At 52.0% G+C, this 12,530-nt stretch carries 9 protein-coding genes; 7 read left to right on the top strand and 2 right to left on the bottom strand.

Features of this window, described 5'->3' with window-relative positions; translation table 11 throughout:
- Positions 1 to 29: 29 nt before the first annotated feature.
- Complete coding sequence (locus SH287x_RS08580) at positions 30 to 1,319, bottom strand: putative sugar nucleotidyl transferase (RefSeq protein ID WP_479518286.1); 1,290 nt, start codon at positions 1,317 to 1,319, stop codon at positions 30 to 32.
- 372 nt (positions 1,320 to 1,691) lie between these two features.
- Here SH287x_RS08580 and SH287x_RS08575 point away from each other — a divergent pair, with 372 nt between their 5' ends.
- The 3 genes from SH287x_RS08575 (at position 1,692) to SH287x_RS08565 (ending at position 5,458) form a co-directional block, all read left to right on the top strand.
- A complete protein-coding gene (locus SH287x_RS08575; protein ID WP_479518285.1) occupies positions 1,692 to 2,837 on the top strand; it encodes a hypothetical protein in 1,146 nt (381 codons plus the stop codon).
- Between the two features lie 55 nt (positions 2,838 to 2,892).
- Positions 2,893 to 5,118: a mu-protocadherin- cell-suface protein gene (locus SH287x_RS08570; protein ID WP_479518284.1), complete on the top strand. Its 2,226-nt coding sequence runs from the start codon at positions 2,893 to 2,895 to the stop codon at positions 5,116 to 5,118.
- Positions 5,119 to 5,329: 211 nt separating this feature from the next.
- A complete protein-coding gene (locus tag SH287x_RS08565) occupies positions 5,330 to 5,458 on the top strand; it encodes a hypothetical protein (protein WP_479518283.1) in 129 nt (42 codons plus the stop codon).
- Here the strand turns inward: SH287x_RS08565 and SH287x_RS08560 are convergent.
- Complete coding sequence (locus SH287x_RS08560) at positions 5,415 to 5,885, bottom strand: DUF1232 domain-containing protein (protein ID WP_479518682.1); 471 nt, start codon at positions 5,883 to 5,885, stop codon at positions 5,415 to 5,417. The genes SH287x_RS08565 and SH287x_RS08560 overlap by 44 nt on opposite strands.
- A gap of 636 nt (positions 5,886 to 6,521) precedes the next feature.
- Between SH287x_RS08560 and SH287x_RS08555 the strand changes: the two genes are divergently transcribed.
- The 4 genes from SH287x_RS08555 to SH287x_RS08540 are packed head-to-tail and all read left to right on the top strand — an operon-like array spanning position 6,522 to position 12,515.
- Positions 6,522 to 7,229 (top strand): helix-turn-helix transcriptional regulator, encoded by a 708-nt coding sequence (locus SH287x_RS08555; protein ID WP_479518281.1) that lies wholly within the window; start codon positions 6,522 to 6,524, stop codon positions 7,227 to 7,229.
- Between the two features lie 42 nt (positions 7,230 to 7,271).
- On the top strand, positions 7,272 to 8,693 hold the full coding sequence (locus tag SH287x_RS08550) for a class I SAM-dependent methyltransferase (RefSeq protein ID WP_479518280.1): 1,422 nt from the start codon (positions 7,272 to 7,274) through the stop codon (positions 8,691 to 8,693).
- Positions 8,690 to 11,290, top strand: coding sequence for an ATP-binding response regulator (locus SH287x_RS08545; RefSeq protein ID WP_479518279.1), 2,601 nt, complete (start codon positions 8,690 to 8,692; stop codon positions 11,288 to 11,290). The genes SH287x_RS08550 and SH287x_RS08545 overlap by 4 nt, the downstream gene beginning before the upstream one ends.
- Positions 11,280 to 12,515, top strand: a complete 1,236-nt coding sequence (locus SH287x_RS08540; RefSeq protein ID WP_479518278.1) for a response regulator — start codon at positions 11,280 to 11,282, stop codon at positions 12,513 to 12,515. The genes SH287x_RS08545 and SH287x_RS08540 overlap by 11 nt, the downstream gene beginning before the upstream one ends.
- Positions 12,516 to 12,530: the final 15 nt, after the last annotated feature.

Genomic DNA, 12,530 nt, shown 5'->3' with positions numbered 1-12,530 from the left:
TTGAAGATGCTGTTCTTACTTCACCTGTGCTAAATGGTGCGTGCAGCAGGAAGGTGAAGACCTTGCCGTGACAGGGCCTTTTGACGCTCCTCTTTGGTCAGATGCCAGACAGAGCGCAGCAATCGTTCTTGAGCGATGGTGAAATTCTGCCCGCGACGTGACATGGCAATCGCCGCTGTTTCCAGTGATGGTTCGAGCGTGGGAAGTTCCTGCAATTCACCGTGCCAGATACGGGCAAAGGAAGGAATATGCTTTGGCAATAATTCCCCAGCAGGAAGAATCATGCTCATCACACCGACGGCAGTGCCGGTGTTAAAGAGGCTTCCCAGTCCTGTTTTGACATGATCGGCCAGGAAGCAGCCGATTTTCTTCTCTCCGGTGGCTATCGATGTCCCGCCAATAGGAACGCTGACCGATGAGTAATCGTTTTTCAGGTCACTGTTGGTCGTGATCGCTCCGAGATTGACCCACGAACCGACATAACTATGACCAAGGAAACCGTCATGATATTTATTGGAATATCCCTGGAAGACTGAGTTTTCAATTTCGCCTCCCACTCGGCACATGGGGCCGAAACTGCTTCCGGCACGCAGATTGGTTCGGAAGAGTTGAGTGCCTGGCCCGACGTAACACGGCCCCTCAATGCGTGTGAACGCCTGAATCACAGCTTCGCGATCGATAAAGATCGGGCCACCAGTAGAGTCAAAGACGACAAACGGATCGACCTTGGCAGAGGGATCCACCCAGACATCTTTCGCTGGCCCGACAATGGTTAATGGAGAGGCGGGCTTAGCGGGATTTGGTGAAGCGTGCATCTGCCGGAAGGCATGATCCCACCGAAGTTGCTGATCGTTGTGCAGCACCAGATCCCACGGCCGCTTGATCAGGACGCCACTGGCGATAACTCGTTTTTTTGACTGTGCCAACCGAACAAGTGAATCATCCAGACGATGATCTGCCAGGAGACTGGCTTCCAGAGGATCGCAAACAATCCAGGCGATTTCCCCGTTGATGACCCCGACATTTTCGGAGCAAAAATCAGGGATCTCCGCAGGATTACAAAGCCAGCGGCCATTGATCAGGAGTGTGGGTTCACTGGCCAGCCAGCGGGTGTCGTTGACATAAGCATCCGGCGCCGATTCCCGGTAACTTTCGACAAGATGAGAGCGTACCAAGGCGCCCCATTCTTCGGGCTGAAGGGCTTTGAGCCATCGTTCGCGAAAAGAAAAATGACCCACCAACAGTTCGAAGACAGGACGAACCCACGAGACAGGCTCTAAGTCCTTGGCTCCGTCACCTTCAAAAAATGCCAGCCGCATTCCATGACTCCCTTCATGTCTGTACCTCATGGCTAAACCTTTGCCAGCACAGATTTCAGGATCCTATTTACGAGAATGCAGAGAGATGGTGAAGACGACTTTGAGGCACAGCAACAGAATTGCAACATTCCTTCAGGAATTTGTTCGCAATTCTGCCTTCTGCTTGATCAGATTGAGAAAAACCCCTTCATGAGCCAGCGGCACGTCTTGCCCAATGAGCAAATACTAAAAATTCTGTTTCGTCTCGAATTCCTTGCACCCTCGACACATCTCATGGGCTTGATCAATATGCCAGACCAAGCTCTGTCAATGAAAAACAGAAAGTCTTCCTTGATTCGCCGATCACAAGAGAACCGAACTATGATTCAAACAATGTCTTTGCGCACTCGAATTGTCGGTCAAGGTGGTTTGTTTCTCGGAGCGACCACCCAACTGCGGTCGGCATTGAAGATTTTCGTGCCGACACTGATTCTGGGCAACATGGCTCTTTCGACAGCCTTTGCACAAGGCCAGGCACCTGCGCGAATCCCTGGCAGACCCGCGCCCGTAGCTTCGCAGCCAGTTGCTCCAGTACCCGTAAATCCATTGCCCGCTGCTCCTGTACCAGTAGTACAGCCTGCCGCACCAACCGCTGCTTCGCCAGAGGATGAGGGGGCTTCTTCTCCCGCAGCCAAGTTCACTGAGTCTTATATTAGTGCCTATAACGCCCACAACGTTGAGGATCTTATTAAGCTCTGGCGGCAGGAAGGGGAATATGTTGATGTCACCGCCGGTGTGCGGCTCTCTGGAACCACGCAACTGAAAGAGGCTTTTGCAGAGGTTTTTAAGAACACTCCAGGAATTCGCCTGTCGATCAACCTGCAAGAGATTCGCCCGATCACAAAAGATGTGCACTTCATCACAGGATTGGCGAGCACGAGTTCTCCTGATTCAGAGCCGGACGTTGCCACCTTTGAAGCGGTGCTGGTGAAAGAGGCCTCCACTGACAAAGGGGAAGAAATCTGGCGGCTCGATTCTGTGAAAGAAACAACCGATGTCAGCGGCAAGTCCGTTTTGAAAAGTCTCGATTGGCTGGTCGGAAGCTGGAAAGATGAAAACGAGGGAGTCTCGATCGAAACCACTGTCCGCTGGTCAAGCCAGGAAGCCTTCCTGATCCGCTCCTATAAAGTACAAGTTGGTGATGAAGTTTCTCACGAAGGGAGCCAGATCATCGGTTGGGATGCTCATCGAAAGACGGTTCGTTCCTGGAACTTTGAATCCGATGGAAGCTTCGGCGAAGGGATCTGGACGCTCAATGATGGCGAATGGACAATTCGCAATACCATGACGCTGGCTGATGGGACCCGAGGGTCATCACGACAAATTCTGCGTCCGGAATCTGGGGATGCTTACACGATAGAAGCCGTGGGACGCGAGATTGCCAGTGTGCCACTCCCTTCGACAGGGGAAATTCGTGTTGTCCGGGTCAATGAAGAGATGGTGGATGTTCCTGCGTCCGAGGCAGTTCCCGCAAAGTGATGAATCGTTTTGAGAGCACTTCGATCGATCTCGTCATTTTCAGGAATTCATGAACATGAAAAAATACATCACATCTTTGCTCACGTTTTGTGCGGCTCTGGCAACGCTTGACCCTGCATTTGCGATTGGCGGCCGTGGTGGTGGAGGAGGAGGAGGCGGTGGTCGCCCCAATATTTCACGTCCATCAGGTGGTGGTGGAGCCAGGCCATCCATGCCGTCTCGCCCGAGCGCACCGGCAGCGAGGCCTTCTGCGCCGGCTGCACGTCCGTCGGCACCCGCTGCACGCCCTTCAGCTCCAGCCAATCGGCCCAATTCGCTACCTACAGCCGGGTTGAATCGTCCGAATGTCAGTCGGCCTTCCGCACCAGTCAATCGCCCCTCGATGCCAAGCCGGCCAACCACGCCAACGCTGCCCAATCGGCCGGTTACAGGTGGGAATGTGGCACAAAATCGCCCCAATCTCCCTCAAACTCGTCCCAGCGTGCCTCAAGCTCGCCCAACACCTCCAGGCAATATCACCGCCAACCGACCTGACCTTGGAGGAAATCGCCCCAACATTAACCAGCCCGGAGGAAATCGCCCAGGGGGAACCACGCCTGGGACATCGCTACCCGGAGGAATTGGAGGCATTAACCGCCCCGGCAATAACCTGCCGGGTGCCACACGTCCCAGCCTGCCGACAGCAGATAACTCGCGTCCAGGTATCAACCGTCCAGACTTGGGAGGGAACCGTCCAGATATCAACCGTCCAGACCTGGGGGGAAATCGCCCAGGAGTTAACCGGCCAGATCTCTCTCGTCCGGGCACTGGCCGACCAGATGTGACTCGCCCAGATATTTCCCGGCCAGGTATCACGCCGCCCGGTATCACGCGACCCGGTGACGGAGTGGCCACTGGCCGGCCTGGCCTTGGTGGGGGAGCGCGCCCTTCGCCTGGTGACTTAGGTGATTTTCTGGGCATGCAACGCCCCATTCGCCCCACAGACCCTCCTTCTCGCCCTGGAACAGGTAACCGTCCCGGCATTGGGGATCGCCCTGGCATTGGGGATCGTCCTGGCATTGGGGATCGTCCTGGCATCGGGGATCGTCCCGGCATCGGGGATCGTCCCGGCATCGGGGATCGTCCCGGTATTGGGGATCGTCCCGGCATCGGGGATCGCCCTGGCATCGGGGATCGTCCCGGTATTGGGGATCGTCCCGGCATTGGAGATCGTCCCGGCATTGGAGATCGTCCCGGCATTGGGGATCGTCCCGGCATTGGGGATCGTCCCGGCATTGGAGATCGACCCGGCATTGGAGATCGGCCCGGAACCGGTAATCGTCCTGGTATCGGAGATCGGCCCGGAAACCGTCCCGATTGGTCGCGTCCCGAAGATCGTCCCCGGCCCGGTCGACCTGGGAATATCAATATCAACAACCGGCCCAATTGGGTGAATATCAACAACAATCAAATCAACGTGATTCGGAATAATTGGGGGAACGCCATTCGTCCAGGGCCTAATCATCCTGGAATGGGGAACTGGCTGAATAACCATCCTCACCGCCGTGATTACTGGAATGGTTGGGGACGAGGAGTTCGTTCGTCGTGGCGATTCAACCACGTTCACCGTCATTGGTTTGGCCCGACATGGTGGGCGGGCCATCCCCACGCATGGGGTGGTTGGCATTTCCACCGTTGGAATACATGGCATAATCCCGGATTCTGGTGGCGAGTTCCGGTCTGGACAAGTTTTGCAACATGGTTTGCCTGGCGTCAGCCCCCTCCAGCTGTTGTGTGGGCGCAACCAGTCTTTTTCGATTACGGCACCAACGGGAATGTGGTGTTCACATCGAACAGTGTGGTCATCAACGGGCAAACTGTCGCGACGCCAGAGGAATTCGCTGAGAGCGCCGCGGTGCTGGCTACCGTTCCGCCTCCGGCCAATGATGAAGAGGCTGCAAACGTTGAATGGATGCCGCTGGGGACATTCGCAATCTCCACCAGTAAGGATGATACCTCAGGGGCTTGGAGCATCCAGCTGGCAGTCACTCGAACAGGTATTATCGGTGGCACTTTGTTTAATGCGGATACAGAAGAAGCAACAGCTGTTCAGGGACAAGTCGATTCAGAAACTCAGCGCGTGGCCTTCCGCATTGGCAGTACGGATGATCTTGTGATCGAAACGGGACTATACAATCTCACTCAAAGTGAAGTCCCCGTATTGGCCCATTTCGATACAAAAACGACTGAAAACTGGCTGTTCATTCGCCTCGATCCCCCTGAAGGCGAGGAGTACGACTGATCATGTTGCTCTCTCCAGGAATGACATGACCCACATGCTTATCTCATGGAGGCTTTGGCCTCACGATAAGAGCCAATGTTCGTTTGTGGTCATTGAGCAAGCGTCAGGTTCACCCTGCCGCTTGCTCGCGCCGCCGGACACGTATTGGACTTCCCCACGAGTGGTGGTCGCTGGGAGAAGACCTTGTTCTTGCCAGTGAGGAGGGCATTGCATGTCCCAGAGTCGTCATGATTTTACCGCCAAGTTCAAACGTGGGACGCTGCACATGACGCCGCGGTATCGTCATCAGGAGTGGGTCAAGTTCCTAAAGAAGATCGAAGCAGAAACTTCGTCACAATAACTGGATCTGCACCTGATCGTTGATAACGACACCACTTCATAAACACCCCAAGGTGACAAACTGACTGAAGCGGCACAAACGCTTCCACATCCATTTTATTCCGAACAGCAGTTCGTGGCTGGATGTGATTAAACGTTGGTTCTGAGACATTACTCCGAACCGTATTCGCAATCGTGTGTTCAAGAGCGTTAAGCATTGGAATTGGTGGTGAAATAGTACATCGACTATCACCATGCGAATCCGAAACCATTCGTCTGGACGAAGAAAGCGGAAGACATTCTGTAAAACTGGCCCTGACCAGAAAGCCCCTGAATAAGATCTCACCTGAGTGAGACCCTACGCTGCAAACATCATCCGTAAATTCGAACACGGGTATCAAATCCGGTTTCTCATCCAGCGGAGACACCAAGTAGAAGACCGCCCCAATGGCGATTGCACATTTACCAGAGTTTCGCGATTGGCCCCTGCTTCATTCGACTAGGTTGAAAGCCGTTTTCTCGAAGTCCTGCTGAGAAATTCTGGAATTGTGGCCGCTCATTTGCTCGCAAGATTTACGGTCTATGGAGAGCGTTCTTCTCGTGTCGTGGAAGGTCACCCTTGGAAGGTCACCACTCGCCAGTCGGGCGCGCAAGATGGCAGCGGGAACTTGCACCTTATGGCCGTTAGGGACTTCCGGCCTGATCGCGCGGGACGTTTGCCTGGATTTTGCAAGCTGTGCTGCGGCTGGTCGGTGTCAAAGGATTTGTGATTCTGCCCAAGTAGTGGAACGTCGAGCGGGCGTTCGACTGGATTTCGATCACGCCACGCTTCAGCAAAGACGATGAACAGCGGCCTCAAACGACCAAGGCGCTGATTCACCTCTGCATGATCCAACGGATGTCCGACGGCTCACAAAACATCAGTCATCTGTTTGAAAACAGGCTCAGAGAAATGGTCTCCGTGATCTGAAAAACGGGGCACACTTCACCATCAGACTCTTCGTTTCAGTGGACATGTGAAGTCTGTTGTTGCAAGATTCCTTTTTGTGAGCAGTGATCCTGAATGAATTGGGCCAGAATTCAGCATGCATCAAAAAAATGGAATCACAGAACGACTTGAACGTGTGCTGCAGCTTGTCATGCTGCTGCAATCGGGGCGTCGGAGAAGCGTGGCTGACCTCTCAATTGATCTAAAAGTCAGCCGTCGGACAATTTTTCGCGATATTGCATTGCTTCGGGATGTGGGATTACCGATTGTGCATCAGGCCGACAATGGTGGCGTCTGGTTTATGAAGTCCAAGTTCCAGATTCCCAAAATCAATCCCGGAAACGCCTCAATGCTGCTTATGGCGATCCTTTCTTCACCATTGCGAACATTGTCTGAAATCAAACTGCTGACGGATGCCTTTGCCGCAGAGATTTTGAATGGTCTCACCACTGACCAAAGAATATTTGTTCAGAGAGTGCTGAGGGCTGTGCATATTGATTCACATTCTGAAGATTCCATTAAGCAGCAATGCGTGGTGGCCCTTCTGAAATCGATTGAAACACAGAAGAAAGCTCGTCTCTGGGTTGTTTCACAAAAAGACCATGCATCCTGGTCAACGCTCTCTTCTCCACTATCAATCGAACTGAGCGATAAACAATGGAGAGTTTTCGCTCATTCATCATTGCATCATCAGGTTTGCGGTTTTCACATCAACCATCTTGCACAAGTCCAGGTTCTGGATGATGATTTTGACCCGCAGACAATTCGTCGCCCTCGTGATTTAGAAACCGTACCGATGTACTAAATTCTGAATTTTCTAGTCCACATCACCACTGGGGAATTAACGATGGCGAAAGTCGGAAAACTTACCGCCGACAATGTCGTCAGTTTCAAAAACTGCCAAGGGACAGCTGCTGTCGGAACAATTCTACGGTTGAGCCGAGCGGCGATAGTATTCGAGGTCTACAACCCCTACTCGATTGTCCAGGTGAGTGAGGTTCTGCAGCACGTGGTGATTCGCCGTGGGGATCGCCCGATCTATCAGGGGCGTGCCGTTGTCACGACCCTGGTTAACACGGGACTCCTGGCAGTGGTTTCCGCTTCGCTGGTTGAACCATGGGCCGATTTAACAGATATGAATCCTGGCCCGGCACTGCGAAAAGAAGTCGAAAACTTTTTGACAGACTGGACGACATCCAATCAGCGACTTGAGCCAACATACCAGCAAATGGTCACGACAATTCGCAATTTTCTGGGTGACCTGAGCCGCTGGTTGTCGCACAGTGAAGTCGTGACAGGATTGAGCGAACTGCCACCAACAAGCAGTTTGGTCACAGAATTCACCGAAGATGTCGCAAGCCAGGCACTCCCCAAGTTCTATGAACTTTTTGAACAGTTCGAGCAAGTGGTGAAACAAGTCGATCGAAAGGTCGTGAACACACATAAGTCATTTGTCCAGAGGGAACTCCACCCACTTCTGATGTGTTCGCCCTACATTCATCGCACGTTTTCGAAACCTCTGGGATATGCTGGCGATTACCAGATGGTGAACATGATCGTTAGCAATGGATGGGAAGGAACCAGCACATATGCCAGGGTTGTCAACGCGTTTCCACTGAAAATCTCTACCGCTCAAGCCCATCGGAACCGTATAGAAATTCTGCTTGGCAAGCTCACCGAACTTTCAACACAGCATAGGAATCCAGACCACCGTTTTCGTGTGCTGAATGTCGGATGCGGCCCCGCCGTCGAAGTGCAGAGGTTTGTTCAAGCGAACGAAGGAGCGAATCGGACGAATCTCGAACTGCTTGATTTCGATGCACAGGCGCTTGAGTACACGAAATCGGCGCTAATCAGCCTTCTCCTGAACACCAAGTCCGGCATTGAGGTGAAGTTCACGAGGCGATCAATTCATGATCTCCTCGAAACAATGCAAGATGCTCCTCCCTTCCCCAAAGGGCAGTTTGATTTCGTTTATTGCGCGGGATTATTCGACTATCTCAGCGATCCTGTCTGCCAGCGCCTGGTTGAGCTTTTCTATGATTCCCTGGCCCCAGGAGGAACGGTGCTGGTTACCAACGTGCATGTGAAGCATCCGAGTCGGGGCTTCATGGAGCATATTCTCGAATGGACTCTGGTTCTTCGTGATGAAAACGGAATGCGTGCGATGGTTCCAGATGGTGCGGAATGCGTTGTCTATGACGACACAACCGGCGAGAACCTGTTTCTTGAAGTCAGGAAGCCGCTTGAAAGAGATATGTCAGCATGACTTCAGAATCAGAGCATGAGATTGATTTTCAGAAAACGCAGCGTGACCTGTGGTTACGCCGGACGCGCATTGGCTGTGTCCTGACGCTGACATTAATGCCGGCTGGCATTTTGCTGGATCTGGCAGGTTATCCTGAAGCGTTTTATCCCATCCTGTGGGCGCGGATCATTTGTGAGATTGTCGTCGGGATTGTTTTAACAATCCTTATCATCGCACCGACAAAGGCTCCCCTCGGGCTGCTGAGTACCATATGGGCCTATTCTCCAACGGCCGCCATTGCCTGGATGCTCTATGTGACAGATGGTTCGATCTCACCTTTTTACGCAGGATTGAATCTGACCATTCTGGGAACTTGTGTACTACTTCCTTACAACGCCTGGCAGGCTCTTGGCTTTTGTTCGGGAGTACTCGGGATGTATCTCTTTGCCTGTCTGGCTCACACCCGTGTTCCATTACGAGTGGATGCTCTGGTGATGAACTCGATCTTCATTGCGATGACATCCATCATCTGTGCCACGGCTTGCCATATCTATTCACTCGCCAGGCGTCGCGAATTTGATCTTCGGCATGACCTGGAGATGCGTAATCTGGAACTGACCGCCGTCGACGAAATGAAAGGGAGGTTCTTTGCCAACATCAGTCATGAACTAAGAACGCCGCTGACACTTATCATGGCTCCTGTTGAGGAAATGTTGTCTTGGCCGAAAGAACGTTTAGCTCCCCCGATGAGAGAGGCTTTGAGTTTTATCCAGCAAGGAAGCCTGCGGTTGTTAGGGCTGATCAATGACCTTCTTGAACTTGTTCGCTTTGACCAGTCATCTCATTCCGTGATCAAATTTCGCTACAATGTCGATGAACAGCTACGAACGCTTGTTGAATCTGCACAGCCGCTGGCTCGCGGAAAGGGTGTTTCGTTATCTCTGGAATTGTCCTCGCAGAGTATTCCGATTGACGCAAATGACTATCTTGTTGAACGTGTTTTGCTGAACCTGCTCTCAAACGCGATCAAATTTACCCCTGAAGGGGGATCGGTCACAGTCGCTGCCACCGCCAGTCCTGAATGGACGATTATTGATGTGTCAGATTCTGGAATTGGCATGGAAGCCACTGACTTGCCAAAACTCGGACAGCGTTTTGTTCAAGTTGATAATTCGGAGTCACGTAGATATCAGGGATTGGGACTGGGACTGTCGCTGGTTCGCGAAATTGTCGAGGCTCATGATGGCGAGCTTGTGCTGGAAAGCCAGACAGGGCAAGGAACCAGGGTCTCTGTCAAGTTCCCGGCTGCCAATGCCCCTCCCAAGCTTATGGATGAACCCGCATTTGATGGCTGGGCCGACCTCCGTCGCGCGGCTGCACTCGCTTCTGCACGTCATGGCTCATCCCCCGCTGAGCATAGTTCCAATGGTTTAGTGTCTCCCCTGGCAGGAGGAGATGCGACAATCGTACTTGCCGACGACGATGCCGACATGCGGCAATGTCTTGGCAGGATTCTGGAAACACAGGGGACAGTCATCGCCTGTCTCGATGGCGACGAAGCCATTGCAAAAGTGGAACAGAATCATCCAGACTTACTCGTTCTGGATGCCATGATGCCTGGGAAAACAGGACTTGAAGTCGCTCAGGCATTGCGTTCGTCAGGTCGAACATTTGACACCAAGATTCTTGTTCTTACTGCAAACGTGGATGATTCCTTTAAGATCAAGATGCTTGAGTCGGGTGCTGATGATTTTCTTACCAAGCCATTCAGCCCCACAGAACTGACTACTCGCTGCCGGAATCTCATTGCTGCGGCCTCATCACAAAAAAGTCTTAGAGAGCGATCAACGGAACTGGAACGCTCCATTGTTGAGCGAAAAGAAGTTGAATCACGCCTCATTCAGTCGGAGAAGATGAACGCTATTGGTAGTCTGGCGGCGGGCCTGTTACATGAATTTAACAATCCGGTCAACCATGCCCAGATGGCAATTACTTATGCGAAGAATTTGTTGAATCGGGGCCAGGTCTCTAATCAAGCTCTCTTTGGAGAGTCACTTGATGACGTGGCGGCCAGCTTGCATCGTATTGGAGATATTACCCGTGACCTACGATCTTTCGCCTATCCAGACGCAGCTTCGGCACGCAGTCCTGTCGCAATCGTACGAGTCGTGGAACTGGCCCGCCGTTTCGTTTCCCATGAATTAAACCACTGTGAAGTCGTGATCGATATTCCGGACGGGCTTCAGGTGATGGTGGTGGAAAGTCATGTTGTGCAGGTTTTCGTGAACCTGCTGACAAATTCATCTCACGCAGTTACCGAACGTTTTGGCGATCAAAAAGGAACAATCAAAGTTCACGCCTTCCAGAATAACGATCGAGTGGTAATCACTGTCCGCGACAATGGGGTCGGAATGTCAGCAGCCGTGCGTGCTCGTCTCTTTGAGCCGTTCTTCACAACGAAAGAAGTCGGCAAAGGAACTGGCCTGGGCCTTTCTGTCTGCCATACAATTCTGACCCAATATGAATCGACGATCGACGTTGATAGTCAACTTGGATCGTTTACCGAATTCCTTTTCTCTCTTCCTGCCGCAAATGTGGAAACCGCCAATGTCGCCTAACTCTCCGGCCAAACCACTGCATGTGTTATATGTTGACGATGAGGCACCCGCTCTCAAATATTTTGATCGTATGTTCTCCGATGAATTCTCAATAGTCACCGCTTTAAACGCTGCTGATGCCCGGAAGTTGCTGGACACTTCCAGCAAACCAATCGGCGTTTTGTTGACTGACCAGAGGATGCCAGGCGAACAGGGTGTGGATCTTCTTGATTACTCCCGCAAACATTATCCACAGATTGTCAGAATCCTGACAACGGCATATTCAGACTTGCCCAGTGCGATTGCCGCTGTCAACACGGGAGGCGCTTACCAATATGTGACCAAACCGTGGGATTTTGATGCGCTGAGAATCTTACTGAGACAGTCAGTTGATCTTTTCCAGCTTCGAGCCAGTCATGAGGAACTGCTGGCTCAAAAGGCATTCGTCTGGCAACAGTTGTCTCACCGGAATGCCAATCGAGGATTGCTCGGTTTGTGTGCTGCCGTAGAGAGGTGGAATCCCCGCGCGATTAATGGTTTCCTTGACTACTCTCGGATTGCTAAAAGCATGAGTCCGAACGACCTGGATCGCTCATGTTCGTTAGCCATTACAGCGACAGGCGCTGTCGAACTGGAGTTTCTCACTCGATTGGCCAGGATGATTAACCAGGTATCGCCGATAGAGCCCATTTTTATCGAAGAACTCAACGCAAAAAGCATCCTGAATAAATCGATTGATCTGTTTGAACATTTAGAGACACCAGAAGGCGTCAGGGTTGAGCCAGGTGAAATTCCATCAGATATGACGGTCGTTAGTGATGCTCCACGGCTTGTCGCCTTGATTTCTCTTCTTCTAAGTCGAATCTCAAATTTGGATGGTGATGATTTAGTTATTCAAATCAACATGGGGTTAAGCAGCGCAGATCAACTGGTGCTGACTCTTACTGCTCACGAAAAAACGTGGTCATCAACGCAATGGGGATCGCTTTTTGCGGCGATCAATGCCACATCCATTTCCAGTATAAACGATCATTCACTGGATCTCTTGCCCGCATTTCTGATGGCGGCAGAACTGAACGTTACATTAGATGTCGTTGCCCCAACAAAAAACGTTTTTGGTGGGTTCCACGTGTTGATACCAAGAAACAACTTTGCATCAACAGTGCCCCTGGCAGCTGGCGACATTGCGGCTATGTTAGCGGAAAAAACTGAAGACTCCGAGCACCTTATTCCTCCTGCGGAATGAATCAATGTCAGTTCA

The organism is Planctopirus sp. SH287, from assembly GCF_056500625.1.
Note: the sequence above shows the minus strand (reverse complement) of the source record. Positions and strands in the feature narration are given on the sequence as shown.